The organism is Marinomonas pollencensis (assembly GCF_003387375.1).
In the GTDB taxonomy this organism is placed as follows: Bacteria; Pseudomonadota; Gammaproteobacteria; order Pseudomonadales; family Marinomonadaceae; genus Marinomonas; species Marinomonas pollencensis.
Genome location: NZ_QUNG01000010.1, coordinates 39,772 through 58,076 on the forward strand (window position 1 = coordinate 39,772; position 18,305 = coordinate 58,076).

Here is an 18,305-nt window from a genome sequence, read left to right on the forward strand (position 1 = left end):
CGAAGTTGATTGACTTGTTAAGCTTATTCCTGCTCACAATTATCCGGCTCTTTCTCTAAAGATTGAATTGCTGGTTCCAAGAGATAATCTGGAATTTTTGGATCTAGACCCAATTGCTGCCACTTGATAAAAGTGGCTATAACAAAGTTTTGCAACCAAACAGTTGACTCTAGATCAAAGACTTTACCGGCATATGTATCATATTGTTGGTTTCCGCCAGCCATAATATGAACAAACGGCGATGAATCTTTGTACTTTTTGTAGTCACTCAAATTCACGCCTGATGCTAATAAAGCAGAGAAATGTTCAGACTCATCTACTCTCTTTAGTGTTTTTTTAAAAGCATCTTGAAGATCGTGACTAACACCTGAATGCCCTAAGCTAGATGTAATAAAAAACTCTGAACTGGAATTTGGTATGAAGCTTGAAACTGACAAAGAGGCATACTCAAAAGCACCTGCCGCAAGACAGGAAGCTGAATCGTAGTCTCCGTCTTCCAAATCTTGTTGAGCCTTTTCAAGGTACTTCCTTAAGCCCTCGTCATTAATAAAAGATATACGGCTAACTTGATCAAAGTCTATGTCGAAATAGCTATCAAATACTCGCTTTAAAAAGCGGTAAGAAAATAGACGCCAATCATCCATACTACTCTCATCTGGCTCAATAACGTGATGCTGAACCATATTTCTCATTAGGTTGAGATTCCGTATTTCCTGACGGTAAGGAAGCTTTAAGGCTTTGTCTTTAAACTCTTGAAATTGATCCACTTCATTGAGCATGGATTCAAAGTCGATATTTAATTTTTTTTCATTCCGGATTTCATATTTTAGCAATATTGATTTGACTGCTATTTCGATTGATATATGGAAGTTATGAACCGCCATCATCTTATTTAGTGGGTCGTTTTTTCTCGAGCTTTCGATTCCATTTAGATGGAATTCTTTAGCTAAAAGAACCCTTTTTTGTATTACATCTTCCATAACGATATTTCTCAGATTATTAGCTTAACGCCCGCGTAATAGGCGCGAGCTTGCGAGCGTCCTGATTGACGCGTTTGTTATAGCCCTAACCTCGGGGTATAAGCTCTTGGCTTTCATGCTCATATTCTTCCAACTTCTTTTCTGCAACTCGCTGTATGTAACCATCCATTACACAATTACAAACAAGTTCGTTGAAAGATTCATTTTCTGTCATCAACTGAGAGACGGAGATAGTCTGTGTCTGATTATTTCTATTGACCCGATATGTTTCTATATATGGGCTATCAAATTGATCGCAGAATATTTTAAGCTCTAAATCAAAGCTTTCTTCAGAGCGTAAAAAAATATATGTATCAGATGTACAACTGGTATTTGCTTGTATATTGCCAATATTCCAAAAAAATCTATACACCTGGTCATTGTGATCACGCTTGATATCATAATGCACAGTTTGATGAGGGATAGATAACGCTGACAGTGATCCAAATTGGTTTCTGGCCTTTTCGCTCGGCAATGGAGGGAAGTCATCCTTTGTATTATCGGCACTCACCCCTTTCTTTCGTGGTAACGTAATTTCTACTTTAACACCAGTAGCCAAGACTGGCGTGAGGTTAGTGATTTGTAGAGAAATTAACTCAGAGCCTCCCCAGATTTTTAAGAACTCACCTCGCTCCTTATAGAAATTTGGGTTACGCTCAATGTTACCAAAAGTATTTAAGACATTGTTCAACCCTTCCATATTGGGCAAGTTATAATTTACTTTGTATTCTGGAATTTCGTCTTCCGGAGGGGTAGCAACAATACAACCTCTTAGGTTAACAGAGTTGTCTTTGTATTGTTCTAAGTCGGCATTCAGTAGTTCTATACTCAGAATCGGCTTTTTTGGGATTTCAGATAACCGAAGATCAACCTGTTCTTTTCCTACTGTCATCAAGTAATGGTAAATAAGACCTATTACTATCAAGAACAAACCAATCCAGTGGTTTGAACTGCCTTCCATAAAATTTCTTAAAATTTCGGAGCGACCAAATAAGCTTTCATACCCTGCAATAACTATAGCTTGTACAATGTTTAACTGTGACTCAGCCACCAAAACTACGCCTAAGCCAATAATTATTCTTGCTATTACATTGTAGGCTTTGGGCCTGATTATCGTGAGCAATCTATCCAGTCGCTCAAGCCAAATATCCATAAGTTAAGCATTCTCCTGAATTACATCAAAGCTATAACGCCCCAAGCAGGGGCATATTTTGCGTTTTGAGCGCAGCGAAGCAAAATATGTCCCGCTGCCTTGGATTGTTATGCTCAGCGCTGCTTGACAAAGGTTTGCAACTTACGGATTGCTGCTATCAATATTTCCGCCTTATTGAAATGGTACAAACCTGTTTCAAAGTACCCACACTGCTGCTTTGCAGCTGCGTAACCCTCAATTGCAACATCGAGTTTCTTGTTTTGCCGGTTCGAAAGCTTCCTACGCAAGGGAATAAAGGAAGCATTGTCGAGACTGTGCGCGTCATTCGGGAACTGACCTTTCTGAGCAATCAAAGCTTGACTCTCCAGCCTCTCATGCAGCGCATCCACAATTTCGTTGTACTCCTTTCGCCGGTCTCTCCCAATAGCTAATCGATTTCCAACTAGTCCCCCTACCAAAATACCGACAATGCCTGTGGCCAGCTCCGACAACATCAACTTCTCCGATTTAGTGCATAACAATTAAGGGTTATACGGCAGCGTAGCTGCGGCTATAACCCACTGTTGAACGGCTGCGTGCTATATAGGATAGGGGATTTGCTTTTTTCATGATGGGACGTCCCTGTTAAATAACTCGCTTAATACCAAAGATTGTTTGGACTATGCCGCTTCAGATCGTCTTTGATCGCCGCTATGTTGGTTCTTTACATGCCCTTTTGTAGCGTGATTTGACCAGATAGGCAAGCGATTACCTCAGACCTTATGACCTGATCTGTTTTTATACTCTGATCTCGCTAAGCGCTAACGCTAACTGCCATTGTCCCATGGCAGCATGATGCGAACCCGCTCTATCTCCTTACTCGCAGATACATCACAGTACTCTCGCCACAAGCAGAGCAGGATTTATCAGGACATGCATGCTAAGAACATCGAAAACACTGGGGTCTTAAGGTGCCTGTCCCATTAGAAGCACTATCTGAAAAGTTGAAAAGATTTGTATCAATTCTTTTTAAAACATTTTCGCGAAATGTAGCTGTAAATGGCCAAACAAGCGGCATCCCACACTCTATTGAAGCACCTGCGCCTAGGAAAAATACCAACACTCGGTATGTACTTCTTGGAAATATAACGCCTTTGTAACAGGCTGATAAAGTTGGGTGACTTTTGGATTAAAGTGGCGCAGCCCCCCAAAAGGCGCACAGCTTTAATAGTCCTTATTGACAAACTTGTTAGGTGCTTAGTTGGAGTTATAGCCAAACTCTCTTGTTTTTAATATTTTTTTCCACCAAGTTTCTCGGCTAAGGATGACTTTATCGTCGGCTGTTGATTTAAATATATCTAGGACGCTATATCTGAAATTTTCTTTTATATGGCTAGGGTCTAAGTTCTTCAGATCAATATTGCCGCCATGACAACTAATAACATATGAATTCCAACGCCCTAAGATCATATTTTCCCCGTAAGCTGAACCTACATACATTTTTCCGTTTGATGTGTCAGTGATGAGATAAACCCCCTTTTGATTGGCTAGTGCTGCTTTCCATGCTTCTTTACTAATCACTCTAGTTAAATCTGACCAAGATAGGTCAATATTTTCATAACCTGGAAATAAATCATTATCAAATTTATCTGGCAAAATTTGCTCTATTAGACAATCATCAATTACTGACTCAGCTAGCCGAACCATATTTTGCGATTTATTCTTGTATCTAATAATCAGCCTGCCACAGTACTTCTCATATTCTGGCAATGATTCGAATTCATATCCCATGCCATTCAAGATATTCAAATCTTTTGTGACTTTACCAACATGAAACAAAAGCCATAAATTATCATCAATTTTTATGAAACCTAAATTTATTTGGCCAACTTTAAATGATTTATTTTTACTGTAATTCCAGTACTGACCATTAAGCATTGTTTCATGGTCAGCATTCTTATAAAAATCAGCTGGGCTCCAGTTACCATCAAACATTAAGTTAAACCTTATCTTTATGTTTGATAAGTTATCTAGGCGAAGAATTTCATTAAGGGAAATGTCTTTTGAGGTCATATGTGAATTCTGCATTTTTGCACCTAACGCCTTTGTAACAGGCTAATTTTTGTGAAGCAGTTTGTGTAATACTGACGCGCAGCGCCAACACAAAATGCGTAGCTAAAATTTGTCCTTGTTGACAAACTTGTTATATGAATTAACCACTGAAGCTAAGCCCCTAATAATGGTAAATGCCTAACTTTCTTATACTTAAGCGAAAGTTCAATACAGTGCCGTAATATGGTTGTAGGCATAGGTTCGCTGAGCCGCAACACAATTGCTCTGTTTCCCTGAAATTCGAGATCATTTGAATATAGCTCCCGAAAAGTGTCTACAAGTTTGGTTTTACAATTAAAATATATAAAGTAACTATCTGGTGATTTTTGTTTCCAGTCAAAGCGTACCGTACTACCTGTTTTTACAAGATAACTAGGCTCACCCCATTTAAGAGTTTCTTCCACCTCACCTAAATTTTGCTCATGAACAATGTCGAGCACCAACGAACGAAGTTCCAGCAATATGCTTTTTGCATGTTCAGGGTAACCATCAAATTTTTTTCGAACTGCAAGTTGCATCATAAGCCTCCCTATTCATATAACAATTAAGGGTTATACGGCAGCGTAGCTGCGGCTATAACCCACTGTTGAACGGCTGCGTGCTATATAGGGGATTTGCTTTTTTCATGGTGGGACGTCCCTGTTAAATAACTCGCTTAATACCAAAGATTGTTTGGACTATGCCGCTTCAGATCGTCTTTGATCGCCGCTATGTTGGTTCTTTACGTGCCCTTTTGTAGCGTGATTTGACCAGATAGGCAAGCGATTACCTCAGACCTTATGACCTGATCTGTTTTTATACTCTGATCTCGCTAAGCGCTAACCCTAACTGCCATGGCAGCATGATTCGAACCCGCTCTATCTCCTTACTCGCAGATACATCACAGTACTCTCGCCACAAGCAGAGCAGGATTTATCAGGACAGGCATGCTAAGAACATCGAAAACGCTGGGGTCTTAAGGTGCCTGTCCCGTTAAAAGAAGCAAGTTCAATGATTTATCAGGACAGGCATGCTAAGAATAGGCATGCTAAGAATATCGAAAACACTGGGGTCTTAAGGTGCCTGTCCCGTTAAAAGAAGCAAGTTCAATCGGTGTTTTCGATGAGGTAGGCGACAGGTGTGAAGAAGTGCCGAAGAGAAACGCCGGTTGGACTGGATGATCTTCAGGTGACGGTCCAGCAGTGAGGTCGAGGTCAGGTCAAAGCCCTTTTTGAAGCTGTGTTTCTAGCTACAATAAGGTCTGTATGGCAAAAAGAGGTTCGACCCTGAGCAGTGCATAACGTCACCTATCATTTCGACTTTAACCGATGACTGGCTTTAGATATTCTCCAGTTACCGGCCTAAAGGCCAGCCCACAAGACAATCGTCTTAATTGAGTTATGTAGATCTAGCAAAAAGTTACCTGCTCAGCAGAGCGGAATAAAAGTCAGGTATGCAAAGCGTTTGAATGGAAGGCACAGAACCAATAACCCCCTCCAGCTCCCCCTTGAAGTAAGGGGGAGAGAAAGGGCAAGTTCAATGCAAAAAAATCTATTTGTGGGCGAATGCGGTTTTGGGGCAGTCGTTGTCTATTTTGTCTTTTTCTTCCGCTAGGATTTCATCGGTAAATTGTCCCATGAAGCAGCAGCAGATGCCTTCGCCTATCATGGTGCGTGGTCCCATTGGGTGGCCGATGTGTTTGTAAACCCCGTGGCTGTGGCCATGTCCGTGGTCATGTGAATGACCGTGGCTGTGGGAATGATCGTGTGTGTGTCCATGCTCATGGGAGTGACCGTGATCATGGCTGTGGTCGTGGCCATGAGAATGATGGTGTCCATGGTCATGGGCATGTTCGTGACCGTGTTCTTTATCAGAAACGGACAAACCTTGGGTGTCGTCTTGTGGGTCGACGAATTCGGCATGGTGGTGATGAACGTCTACTTCGCCTGCGGCTAAGCGGCGTTTGAAGGAGTTCATTAGGGTTTCTTCACCGGTTTGTAATTCACCTTGCATGATCTCTTCGACGCGGTTTTGGAAGGCGTCGATGACACGTGGATGGTCGCTTAGGTAAGGCGTTTGGATGAATTCAATCGCTGGGTTTTCTTTGGCGACTTTCTCCACATAGCCTTGAATACGCTTGATCAAGCGACCGGTAAATAAGAAGTAAGGCGCAACCACAATGCGTTTGTAGCCTAGCTTCATTAGGTTTTCTAAGCCGACACCCACAGATGGGTAAGTCACACCTGAGTAGACAGTGTCTGCCCAACCAAAGCCCATGTTTTCATTGACGATGCGCGTCAATTTAGCGGCTTCGGCATTGGCGCCTGTGTCCGATGTACCACGCCCCACTACGACCAATAACGTGTCGTAGAGGTTTTCTGGTGGGTTTTCAGGGTCTAGCCCAAGTGACTCATAAATACGCGCCTGAAAGGCTTCGACCATGTCGTCTTGCAAGCCCAGCTCACGACCATAGGTAATATGAAGTCCGGCGTTCTTTTCTTCATAAGTGGTCAATACAGAAGGAATGTCGTTTTTCGCGTGTGTCGCGGCAAATAACATACCCGGAACCGCGTAAATTTCTTCAACGCCTTGGCTTAATAAACGGTTTAAGCCCATGTGGATATTCGGCGCGGAGAATTCCAAAAAGCCATATTCTACTGGTAGTTCAGGAAAGCGCTCTTTCAAGCCCTTTGCCACTAAGCCAAATTCGCGCTCTGCGTCTTTGTCACGGCTTCCGTGACCACAAATCATAATGCCCTTTTTGGCTTGCTCTGTATTGCTCATTGTTTCTCTCTACTTTGTTCGACTCAGCTGGTTAATAGTCTAACGACCACCAGCACGATAACCAATGCCCTTCTGCCCAAAGGTCACTGGCGTTGTTCTTGCTGCTGATCTAGGTCAAGCAACAAGGATTGAATTTGTTCTCTGTGGTGTTCTGCGTTTTGCCACATACCACGCTGGATCGCTTCTAATAGGCGCTCGCCCATTTCTTCCAGTGCGTGGGGGTTATTATCGCGCATAAACGCTTGGTTGTCTGGATCTAACAGCAAGCTGTCGGTAACTTGTTCGTATTGATAATCCGCCACTACATCCGTAGTCGCATCGTAGGCAAACAAGTAATCAACCGTCGCGGTCATTTCAAAGGCACCTTTATAACCATGGCTTTGCATGGCTTGGATCCATTTGGGGTTTAACACCCGAGAGCGCACCACGCGGTTTAGCTCTTCTTTTAAGGTACGAATTTTCGGCGCGGTTGGGTTCGAGTGATCACTGTGATACACACTCGGCGCTTGGCCGCTAAACTCGGTGACCGCGTTGGTCATGCCCCCTTGGAACTGGTAGTAATCGTCCGAATCAAGAATATCGTGCTCGCGGTTGTCTTGGTTTTGCACCACCGCATCGAGCTGTGACAAGCGCTCTACAAAGGCCGATTTGGCCTCCACGCCTTCTCCTTGGCTGCCGTCGTCATTTGAGCCATAAGCGTAACCGCCCCAGTTTACATAGGCTTCTGCTAAGTCAGCTTTGGTGTCCCAACAACGCTCGTCGATCAAGCCTTGCAAACCCGCTCCATAGGCACCGGGTTTACTGCCAAACACACGATAAGAAGCCTGTCGACTGGCCTGCTCTGGGCTCATACCTTGTGCCAATAAGGTGTGTTTTCTGGCTTCCACATTGGCACGAATGGTGTTGCCATTGCCCGGCTCTTCGAACTCGGCGATGGCTTGCACAGCGGCATCATAAAGGCGCATCACATTGGCAAAAGCATCACGAAAAAAGCCAGACACACGCAAGGTCACGTCCACACGAGGTCGACCGAGTTGCATGCAGGAGAGTATTTCAAAGTCGGTAACACGGTTCGAACCCGGTGCCCAAATCGGCCGCACGCCCATTAGTGCAAAGGCTTGAGCAATGTCGTCCCCACCGGTGCGCATGGTGGCGGTGCCCCATACCGACAAGCCTAAGTCTTTCGGGTAGTCCCCTTCTTCTTGCAGGTGCCGCTGGATCAAGGCTTCCGCCGATTGCTGGCCTATCGCCCAAGCAGCGGGCGACGGAATGGCGCGATTATCCACGGAGAAAAAGTTGCGCCCTGTTGGCAAGGTATCTAACCGGCCACGGGTCGGCGCACCACTTGGCCCAGGCGGTATAAAACCACCTGCGAGTCCGGTTAATAAGGCTTGAATTTCATTGTGGGCGCTTTGTGTTAACGCCACCATCAGGCTGCGCTTACTGTGCGCTAATAGCTCTGCGGTTTGCGGCAAGCCCTGCGCTAACCCATCAAGCGGTTCATCCCTTACCAAGTGACGCAGCACCAAGTCTTTAGCAAATAGTTCTAAACGTTCTTTCGTATCCGCATGAGTTCGCCAGTCGCCATTGCTTACGCTCTGCAAGGCTTTTGGCTGCATGCCTAACCAAGGTTTGCGGGTGCTTTGCAGTGGGTCAAAGTCGTCTTGATCCAGACCAAAATCCGCCATCAAGGTATGCAATATGCCTTTACTGCTAATCTCGCTGCCACGGGGCAAACGCAATAAAGCCACCAAGGTATCGGCTAACTTGTCGTCTTCTGGTAGTTCCCCAAGGCGATGTAAACCATGGCGAATTTGCGCTTCTTTGATCTCACACAGGTAAGTATCTAGGCCTTCTAGTACGCTTTCTTCCACCAGCACACCTTCTTCACTGGCTTCCACTCCGCTGAGTTCTTCTAACAAATGGCTTTCTTGGACTTTCTTTAAAATTTGTTCACGCAGCCAGGTTTCACGACGCACATCCATGCCCATGGCTTGGTAATATTCGTCGACCAAATTTTCCAGTTCGGCCATTTCGCCATAACTTTCTGAACGGGTCATTGGCGGCATCAAATGGTCAATGATTACTGCTTGGGTACGGCGTTTCGCTTGTGCGCCTTCGCCCGGATCATTAACGATGAAGGGGTAAAAGTGCGGCATAGGGCCGAGAGCAATATCGGGCCAACATTGATCAGACAAGGCCGTGCCTTTGCCCGGCAGCCATTCTAGGTTGCCGTGTTTGCCCACATGCACAAAAGCATCGACTTTATAAACGTGTCTCAGCCAAAAATAAAACGCCAAGTAACTGTGTGGTGGAATCAGGTCTGGGTCATGGTAATTCGCGGCGAGGTCCAAATTAAAACCTCGCGCAGGCTGAATCCCGACAAAGGTTTCTCCCAAGCGAATGCCCGCTAGCATGATGCGACGCTGGCCGTTTTGTTCGCGGCATTTATGGTCGTCTTCTGGTGGCCCCCAACGGTCCCAAACGGCATGTTGGCAGTCTAACGGTAGCTGGTAAAAATAATGCAGGTAGTCTTCCAGTGCCAAACTTTGCCAACAACCACGCTCGTGTAAGGTGGTTGGGTTGTTCGTTACGGCCCCCAGCAAGGCTTCTATTAACGCATTGCCATGCTCAGGAATGTCTTGAATCGGATAGCCTGCGGCTTCCAGTGCGGTTAACAAATTTACCGTCGATGCGGGGGTGTCTAACCCCACGCCATTGCCAATGCGTCCGTCTTTAGTTGGGTAGTTAGCCAGCACAAAAGCAATGCGTTTTTCCCGATTCGGTTTGTTAGCGAGCTCCGTGTAGCGCTTGGCTAACTCGGCAACAAAGTGCGCGCGTTCCGAGTGCAATTCATAACGCACCAGGTCAACTTGTGCGAGTTCGTTGTAATGGCTCAAGGCTTTGAAACTGAGCGCTCGGGTAATAATACGGCCATCCATTTCTGGCAACACGATTTGCATCGCCACATCACGACTGCGTAAGCCTTGGCTTTGCTGCTGCCAATCGTCTTGGGTACTACCTGATAAAACCAGTTGTAACACTGGAATCGGTGAGGCAAACGCGGACTGAAAATCGGTTGGCTCAGAAGCCAAGTCTGGGCTGCCGACTCGGTTTGCAGCAAAGCCCGTGGTGTTTAAGATGACTTTAGCTTGGGTGCGTTCAATGAGCGACTCGATCAAACCAACCGACACTGAATCTTTTAGTGAGCTGACCGCCACCGCCAGTGGCACTAGGCCTTGTTGCGACAATACCTCAATAAGGCCATCGAACATGACGGTATTGCCGCTTTGCAAATGAGAGCGATAAAACACCAAAATAGCCACAGACTGACCCGCGTGGATAGCGTGCTGATAGTCATCTTGCCATTGTAAAAAGCTGGCGGATTGGCCGGCGTGATAGATCAAAGCATTGGGCAGTGGCGCAGGTTCTTGCCAAGGGTGTGCCTTAGCAAAATAGCGATCACCCAAAAAATAGAAGAGTTGCTGACTGTTGCTTTGCCCACTGTCCCGAAGATAGCGCCACACACGATGGCTGTCTTCTGGTGGAGCGCTTGAAGCGTTAAATAATGCAGGGTCAGGAGTGTCGTCACCCGGTACGACTATCAAGGTACGGCCAGGTTTGGCTCGCGACCAAGCTTGCAGTTGTTGAAAGCCATAGGTCCAATAATGCTCACCGCCAAGCAGCGAGAGTACCACTACCTGAGCCTGCTCTAGTACCTTATGCTCATACAAATCATAGGCCGCGGGTTTAACCAGCTGCATCCAGTTTGCCAAGCGCACGGTCGGCAAAGAGGCGCCCACCGAGGTGAGCTGGTCTAGCGTACTGCCTAAAGCACCCAGTACGCTGTCTGCAGCGGCAAGTATCACCAACTGTGCCGGCGCTTGACCTAGGTCGACAATGCCTTCATCGTCGACGAATCCGCCCGGTTTGGCTGCTAATAAATGCACATCTTCTCCGTTCTTTACTGATATTTTTCGGCGATAAACCACCCTGAGTCACCAGGGTTATCAGCAGATGCGAACAACCTTGGTGACGTATTGGGGGCTGGTTCTCGACCTGCTATGCGCTTAACGCATCGTGCAAAATGTTTTCAATTTGCTCTTTGTTAATGCCTTTGCCGATAAAGACCAACTGAGTCTGGCGCACTTCTTCTGGCAACCATAAACGGTCAAAGTAACGATCCAAACGCGTGCCCACGGCTTGGAAGACTTGGCGCATTGGCTTGCCATGTACCGCAGCAAAGCCTTTCACACGGAAAATATTGTGCTCTTCGATCAACTGAGTCAGAGTTTCTTGCAACAAATCAGACGACACTTCACCCAAGGTAATCACAAAGGAATCAAAATGATCGTGGGCGTGGTCATGGTGCGCGCCATGTGCGTGGTGGTGATCGTGGTGATTATGCACGTCATCAATACGACTTTCTGTTGCGGCATCAATGCCTAACAACATATCCAGCGCCGCTTCGCCGTTTTCGATATACACAGTTTTCACCGTGCTAGGCACTTCGTTGGTGATAATAGACTGCACCTTGGCACGGTCATTCTCATCTAATAAGTCATTCTTGCTGACCACAACAAGGTCCGCAGCACTTAGCTGGTCGTCGAGCAATTCTTGTAGGCTTGGATCATGATCCAGGCTTTCGTCTGCTTGGCGCTGAGCTTGCACTTGCTCTTCATTATTGGCAAAGCGCCCAGCAGCAACCGCAGGGCCATCCACCACGGTAATCACTGCGTCTACCGTGCAATATTCTTTAATACCCGGCCAGTTAAACGCTTGAACCAAAGGCTTAGGCAGAGCCAAGCCACTGGTTTCAATCAAGATATGGTCGATGTCTTTACGACGCGCGACTAGCTGCTCCATGACAGGCAAAAACTCTTCTTCTACGGTACAGCAGATACAGCCATTGGCTAATTCATAAAAGCCATCGTCGCTGCGCTCACCGTTTTCTTGACCTTCTTCGCCTTCAGGGCAGTCAAGCGGGCAAGAACGCAGGATTTCGGAGTCGATGTCCAGCTCGCCAAATTCATTGACGATCACAGCAATGCGTTTGCCTGCCGCTTGTTTCAGTACATTGGACAATAAGGTGGTTTTACCACTGCCTAGAAAACCAGTAACTATGGTGGTTGGGATTTTATTAAGCTGCATAATGAATCCTGCTTTTATTTTTTGTCGTCTTTTCGACGATGGATTTTTCGGAATATATGGGCCTGACTTTTATCGTAAAGATAAGAGTCCGCAAAGTCCTCAGTGTCTAGCACTTGCCCCACTAAAATAAGACTGGTTCGAGTAAACTTTTTTTCCCGAACTTTAGCAACAATATCCGCTAAGGTACCGACCACATAATCTTGGTCTGGCCAGCTGGTTCGGTAACACACGGCCACCGGACAATCAGCGCCATAATGGGGTATCAGCTCATCGACAATTTTATGTATGCGGGTCACTCCAAGGTGAATCGCAAGGGTAGCCCCACTTTGTGCAAGCGCCGGCAAGCGCTCGCGTTCAGGGAACGGTGTTTTGCCTTCGTAGCGCGTCATGATGACAGTTTGCGATACGCCAGACAGAGTAAGCTCTTTTTTCAGCATGGCCGCAGACGCTGCCACCGCACTGACACCCGGTATCACTTGATAATCAATGTCTAAGACTTCAAGACGACGAATTTGTTCACCAATGGCGCCATATAAAGCCGGGTCACCACACTGTAAGCGCGCTACGTCCTTGCCTTCTTTGGCCGCTTTTTCAATCACTGCTGTGGTTTCATCTAAGTTCATTTCAGCCGTGTCGTAAATCGCTTCGGCGCTGTCACGCACACTGTCGATGACTTGTGTAGGAATCAAAGACCCCGCGTACAAAACGACAGGACAGCTCTCCATGATTTTGACCGCCTTGATGGTCATCAAATCTGGGTCACCAGGGCCTGCGCCAATAAAGTAAACCGTCATCTTACTTCCTTTAATCTAGTCAGCATTAAAGCTTTTTTGAATAGCCACGCGGGGTATAAATCCACTCTTTTTCGCCATTCACTATGTGTTTTGTGTCTGAGTTACCCACGCTCACCATGGTGAACATATCAACGTCTTTGGCATCTAACTGACCAAGCGTGGTAAAGGTAATCTGTTCTTCTGGGCGAGTTAGCTGACGGCCAATCATCACTGGCGTGTTGGCCGGACGATATTGCAATAAGACATCACGGGCGTGATTTAATTGCCAGTCGCGCTTTTTCGAGACTGGGTTATAAAAAGACACCACAAAATCCCCTGCGCCGCAGGCGTGCAGTCGTTTGTCGATGGTTTCCCAGGGGGTTAATAAATCAGAAAGGGAGATAGTACAAAAATCATGACCCAGCATGGCGCCCACTCGGCTGGCGCCCGCTTGCATTGCGGAGATGCCGGGAATCACTTCGATCTCAACATCCAACCATTCAGGGTGCTCTTCTTTGCCTTGCAGTTGCAGGTCCAGCAATTCAAACACCAAGGTCGCCATGGCGTAAATTCCAATATCACCACTGGAAATTAACGCGGTACTTTTGCCTTGTGAAGCTAAAGTTAACGCAAGACGGGCACGGCCTATCTCTTCACCTAACGGTAGGTCATGGAAAGTTTTGCCTTCACTCAACTCTCCCAACAGGTCTAAATAATAGCCGTATGCCACCCAATCAGAACAGGCTGCCAATGCTTTGGTTGCGTTTGGTGCAACCAAACCTAAATCACCAGGGCCCATGCCCATTACAAATAGTTTGCTCATCACATCTCTTAAAAATAGTCGTGCGTTGTCATTACGCGAATCGGACTATTGTACACGTGAACGCACTAAGATGAGATGAAAACAGACAAGGTTAACGTGAGCGTTCTTCAGGTAAATCAAAGAACTAAGCGCCCGATTAAGCCTCAACGCGAATCAATTGACATTTCACCTTGGTCAGGTTGTCAATTTCTAGACCAGCTCGCTTACCTTTTACCCAAAAAGACACATCTTCCCCTAGGTAGTAAGCCCCTGAGGCACTGATGGCCCGAGTTAAGTCATAGGTTTCTTGTTGCCATAAGATGTGCGCTTTTTCACCGTGGAACATGACTTTTAGCGGCATGCCCGTGCATAGATAATCCGCCACATCTGTTTGGCTATTTTCTAAGCTTGGGTAACTGTCTTCTGGGCCGGTGTCCATGCCACTACAGGCAGTCAACCCCAGTAAAGTCACACCAGCAAACAAGCGGCTTGTCCATTTCTTTGTAGTCGACATTTTAGAGACTCCTTTCACAATCACTCCTTTCACAATCACTCCTTTCACAAACAATAATCAGGCGGATCAAAAAGTGGCTGACTCACGGTTGGTAAACACAGAGTCATCAGATAAAAAACACGGATGTGGCTATTTTCGCTTTTTCACAGCAGAAACAAAAGCGCTTTTACGCTTAGCAAGATGACAAGAAAAATGAATCTCCTTAGAAAACATTACTCTAGGCTTTGACAGCTGTTATTAAAAGACCGTATATTGCGTACATCGAAACTATTCGATTTCGTTCTCGGGGCGGGGTGAAATTCCCCACCGGCGGTAAGGAATTTTATTCTAAGCCCGCGAGCGCTCACTCCTTTTCTATATCAAGGATTGAGGTCAGCAGATCTGGTGTGATTCCAGAGCCGACGGTTACAGTCCGGATGATAGAGAGCGCGTCAGACAATACCTCAAGCAAGGTACGCTTTACGCTGTACTTTCGCCTAATGTTAGGTACTTCACTAAATAGTGACGTATTTGCCTGTCCGTTCGCCCTGATTCACCTTTATTTGTAGGATTTAAAAATGAATCAGAGCTCAACAACGAATGTTACTGACTTTAACTCAGCAAACCAACGCATTGCATTTATTCATGCGTCTTGGCATACCGACATCGTTTTAAATTGTTTAGAAGGGTTTAAAACTGAGCTAGCCGCTCGTGGTTACGACCTAGATAAAATTGATATTTTCCCTGTTCCAGGTGCTTACGAAATACCTCTTCAAGCCAAGTTACTTGCTAAAAGCGGCCAATACGCGGCAATCGCAGGCAGCGCACTGGTGGTTGATGGTGGTATTTACCGTCACGACTTTGTGGCACAAACCGTATGTAATGCATTGATGCAAGTACAACTAGAAACCGAAGTTCCGGTACTTACTGCGGTACTAACACCACACAACTTCCACGAACACGATGAGCACTCTAGTTACTACAGCCGTCACTTCGTGAAGAAAGGCATCGAGCTTGCTAATGCTTGTGACATGACGATTCAATTAACGACTAAGACAAAGCAAGCGCTGCTATAAAACCAGCACTTCTACGCCCGACACTCGCCCAGAGCGTCTAATAAAGCGCCTTATTTACTCTCTTAAATAAGGCGTTTTTTTGTTCATTGGTTGCTACCCACTCAACGCTTTTGGCCTATTACTGGGCGATGTCTCACTATATTCAGTCGCTATTTAGCCGTGACAAAACCACTTTCCGCTCCCTAGAAATACCCACTTATAAAAATATAACAGCAACTTAGCCGAAGATTAGTCATTTTCCCGCATATAACCAACAACAACTTGCTTATAAAATTCTCCAATAACCTTAATAGCTTCTTTGATATAGGCTTTCATTTTCAAAAGAGTAATATTTGAAAAATGTGTTTCCAGTTGTATAGCAATTTTTGCGGCTCAATATGATAAGGAGATAATAAATGGGCGTGTCCAGCGAACAATTCGATCAGAATACGACATCTTCAGCGAACCTTCAGACTCAACCTCCCTCATCGACTCCCCAGCCTATTAAACCAAGGTCTGCCATTGAGCACTGGGTTCGCTCGCAACTTGCCCACGCTGGCATCACTATTAATGGTAATAACCCTTGGGATCCTCAGGTGCATAATGAGGCAATATGGCAGCGCGTTCTGCGCCATGGGTCTCTAGGTTTAGGTGAAGCCTATGTGGATGGTTGGTGGGACTGTGAGCAAATTGATGAATTTATCTCGCGTATCATCAATGCTCAACTGGATAAAAAGGTCAGCGGTCGTTGGGTTAAAATGCGCCACTGGCTTGCCGCCACCTTGATGAACCGCCAATCAGAAAAACGCGCCTATCAAGTGGGTGAGCAACATTACGACGCCGGCAATGATTTGTACCAAGCCATGCTAGACCCGACCATGGCGTATTCTTGTGGTTATTGGCATCAGGCAGACAATCTTCATCAGGCGCAAATCAACAAGCTACGCCTCATTTGCGAAAAAGCCAGATTACAAAAAGGCGAATCCGTATTAGAAATTGGTTGTGGCTGGGGCAGTTTTGCTGAGTTGGCCGCCAAAGAATATGGCGTCAATGTCACCGGCATTACTATCTCGAAAGAACAAAAGAAACTGGCCGATGAGCGTTGCCAAGGGCTGCCGGTTAACATTGCGCTGCAAGACTACCGAAGCCTAGATGGGCAATACGACAAACTGGTGTCGATTGGTATGTTTGAACACGTGGGCCCGAAAAACTATGACACCTATATGCAAACCGCCCATCGCTTAATGAAAGACGACGCTATCTTCGTATTGCACACTATTGGCAATGCACAAGCCTCGGTAGGAACAGACCCTTGGATAGACAAATACATTTTCCGCAACGGGGTCATTCCATCCCTTAGCCAGATCAGCGAGGCAGTAGAACCTTATTTTGTCATAGAAGACGTGCACAACTTTGGCCCTGACTATGCAACCACGCTGCTGGCATGGCATGATAATTTTGTGGCCGCGTGGCCAGAGTTAAAAGAACAATACAGTGAGCGTTTTTACCGCATGTGGGTCTACTATTTGAAGGTCTGCGCTGGCGCATTTCGCAGTCGTTCACTACAGCTTTATCAAGTCGTACTAAGAAAGCGCGCGGCTAACTTACCGCGTTACCAAAGCGTGCGTTAACAAGCAGTAGAACGCATCAAGAAAGAGCCTTTATTGGTGGCATTCTTGATGCGTTTTATAGCACAGATAAAGACAGCTTACGCCAGCTCAATAAGCCGTTGGCGCAATGCTTGATACAACTCACTCTTGCTGTCTGAGGCCACACAAAGACTCAACATGTCATCAATAAAATGTCCCATGGCTCTGTGCTCTATTTGCTGAATACCTTGCTTTTGCTCAGCGGATAAATTGGCGTATTTAGAGGCTGCGCCAAAATCACCAAATAGAATGTGTCCATCTGGGTTGATCAGCACATTGTGCGCATACAGGTCACCGTGAGATATTTCTTTATCCATAAAGTGCTGCAACACGGCGTCCATTTGCGTCACAATAAAATCAATTTTCTGAATAGAGAAAGCCTGTCCTTGGGTGAAAGTATCACGCGTACAAGTTACTAGACTTGGAGGCTGCCCCAGGTTTTGATAGTCTTCAGGGATCAGCTCCATCAATAACGCAGAACACTCAGGCTCAGAGATTTGCGCAAGAGGCTTAACGATGTTTTCATGCACACCAATTGACAAGCAGGCGTCCAGTTCATCGTCTGGGTATCCGTCGCTGGTTACCTCACCTTTAAACACCTTGACGGCAATCTTGTCAGGAAAGCCATAAAGATTACGCTGCCAAGTGGCTTTCGAAATTACCCCAGAAGCCCCCTGCCCTAACACCTGATGCAAGATCAAATCTTCGGCAGCCACGGTTTTAAACTCTTGATGATAGTGGCGATCTGCACAAAAAGGGTTGCCGGAAAACGCCAGCCACGCCAATTTCGGCAAGCGTAATAAAACATCAGGAAAGGACGACAGTTTATTCGCGGATAAACGGATCAACTCTAGGTTTTGGCAACCTTTGATGGATTCTGGAATGTGACGCAATTGATTGCCCGCCAACGCCAATTTTTGCAAGCGCGGTAGCAAACCAATTTCATCTGGCAAGGCGTCAATTTGGTTATCCGTTAAAATCAACCAGCGGGTAATGCGCGGCAAAGCCGCCCCGGAAACCTTACGAATCTGATTGCTCTTAAAGCCAATCATTTCGAGCTTAGGGCAAGAACCAAGCACTTCTGGCAACTCAGTAAATTGATTATTTGAGCAAAACAAGATCTTTAAATTACTCAATCTTGCCAAGTCATCAGGTAAGCTAGTGAGTGCATTATTCGATAAATCAAGAATCTCTAAGCTATCCGCCAATGAATAAATAGCCTCAGGAAATTCGCTGAGATTTTCCGCCAGCTGTAAGCGTTTAACGCCCTTTAATGCACCGCTATTAAGTTGTTGAAGTGTCTGCAAAACCATCTACCCAAAATAAAATTGCCGCCATTATAGCGGCAATAAAAGC

Annotated in this window: 14 protein-coding genes and 1 riboswitch; of the genes, 2 read left to right on the forward strand and 12 right to left on the reverse strand. The window is 45.9% G+C overall.

Annotated elements, in window-relative coordinates; all coding sequences use genetic code 11:
* Positions 1 to 23 precede the first annotated feature (23 nt).
* From DFP81_RS13585 to DFP81_RS13640, 11 genes are all read right to left on the reverse strand, one after another.
* The gene (locus DFP81_RS13585; RefSeq protein ID WP_115898444.1) at positions 24 to 980 is read right to left on the reverse strand and encodes a hypothetical protein; all 957 of its coding nucleotides are present in this window, start codon (positions 978 to 980) and stop codon (positions 24 to 26) included.
* Between the two features lie 85 nt (positions 981 to 1,065).
* Positions 1,066 to 2,172: a hypothetical protein gene (locus tag DFP81_RS13590; RefSeq protein ID WP_115898445.1), complete on the reverse strand. Its 1,107-nt coding sequence runs from the start codon at positions 2,170 to 2,172 to the stop codon at positions 1,066 to 1,068.
* A 113-nt stretch (positions 2,173 to 2,285) separates the two neighbouring features.
* A complete protein-coding gene (locus DFP81_RS13595; protein ID WP_115898446.1) occupies positions 2,286 to 2,666 on the reverse strand; it encodes a hypothetical protein in 381 nt (126 codons plus the stop codon).
* 742 nt (positions 2,667 to 3,408) lie between these two features.
* Positions 3,409 to 4,239 carry a GIY-YIG nuclease family protein gene (locus tag DFP81_RS13605; RefSeq protein ID WP_181903097.1) on the reverse strand — a complete coding sequence of 277 codons (831 nt, stop codon included), beginning with the start codon at positions 4,237 to 4,239 and terminating at the stop codon, positions 3,409 to 3,411.
* A 137-nt stretch (positions 4,240 to 4,376) separates the two neighbouring features.
* A complete protein-coding gene (locus DFP81_RS13610) occupies positions 4,377 to 4,784 on the reverse strand; it encodes a DUF1801 domain-containing protein (protein ID WP_245959169.1) in 408 nt (135 codons plus the stop codon).
* A gap of 1,009 nt (positions 4,785 to 5,793) precedes the next feature.
* Positions 5,794 to 7,026, reverse strand: a complete 1,233-nt coding sequence (locus DFP81_RS13615) for a sirohydrochlorin chelatase (protein WP_115898448.1) — start codon at positions 7,024 to 7,026, stop codon at positions 5,794 to 5,796.
* An 83-nt stretch (positions 7,027 to 7,109) separates the two neighbouring features.
* Positions 7,110 to 10,976: a cobaltochelatase subunit CobN gene (cobN, locus tag DFP81_RS13620; protein WP_115898449.1), complete on the reverse strand. Its 3,867-nt coding sequence runs from the start codon at positions 10,974 to 10,976 to the stop codon at positions 7,110 to 7,112.
* A 112-nt stretch (positions 10,977 to 11,088) separates the two neighbouring features.
* Positions 11,089 to 12,177: a cobalamin biosynthesis protein CobW gene (gene cobW, locus DFP81_RS13625; RefSeq protein ID WP_115898450.1), complete on the reverse strand. Its 1,089-nt coding sequence runs from the start codon at positions 12,175 to 12,177 to the stop codon at positions 11,089 to 11,091.
* Positions 12,178 to 12,191: 14 nt separating this feature from the next.
* Positions 12,192 to 12,971 (reverse strand): precorrin-4 C(11)-methyltransferase, encoded by a 780-nt coding sequence (cobM, locus tag DFP81_RS13630; protein WP_115898451.1) that lies wholly within the window; start codon positions 12,969 to 12,971, stop codon positions 12,192 to 12,194.
* A gap of 25 nt (positions 12,972 to 12,996) precedes the next feature.
* Positions 12,997 to 13,773 carry a precorrin-3B C(17)-methyltransferase gene (gene cobJ / locus DFP81_RS13635; protein WP_115898452.1) on the reverse strand — a complete coding sequence of 259 codons (777 nt, stop codon included), beginning with the start codon at positions 13,771 to 13,773 and terminating at the stop codon, positions 12,997 to 12,999.
* Between the two features lie 136 nt (positions 13,774 to 13,909).
* A complete protein-coding gene (locus DFP81_RS13640; protein ID WP_147299454.1) occupies positions 13,910 to 14,266 on the reverse strand; it encodes an MliC family protein in 357 nt (118 codons plus the stop codon).
* A gap of 275 nt (positions 14,267 to 14,541) precedes the next feature.
* Positions 14,542 to 14,698, forward strand: a riboswitch (FMN riboswitch).
* A 125-nt stretch (positions 14,699 to 14,823) separates the two neighbouring features.
* Between DFP81_RS13640 and DFP81_RS13645 the strand changes: the two genes are divergently transcribed.
* Positions 14,824 to 15,321 (forward strand): 6,7-dimethyl-8-ribityllumazine synthase, encoded by a 498-nt coding sequence (locus DFP81_RS13645; RefSeq protein ID WP_115898454.1) that lies wholly within the window; start codon positions 14,824 to 14,826, stop codon positions 15,319 to 15,321.
* A 395-nt stretch (positions 15,322 to 15,716) separates the two neighbouring features.
* On the forward strand, positions 15,717 to 16,931 hold the full coding sequence (gene cfa, locus DFP81_RS13650) for a cyclopropane fatty acyl phospholipid synthase (protein WP_115898455.1): 1,215 nt from the start codon (positions 15,717 to 15,719) through the stop codon (positions 16,929 to 16,931).
* Between the two features lie 77 nt (positions 16,932 to 17,008).
* On the opposite strand, the gene DFP81_RS13655 is transcribed toward cfa, so the two are convergent.
* The gene (locus tag DFP81_RS13655) at positions 17,009 to 18,256 is read right to left on the reverse strand and encodes a leucine-rich repeat-containing protein kinase family protein (protein WP_115898529.1); all 1,248 of its coding nucleotides are present in this window, start codon (positions 18,254 to 18,256) and stop codon (positions 17,009 to 17,011) included.
* Between the last annotated feature and the right edge of the window lie 49 nt (positions 18,257 to 18,305).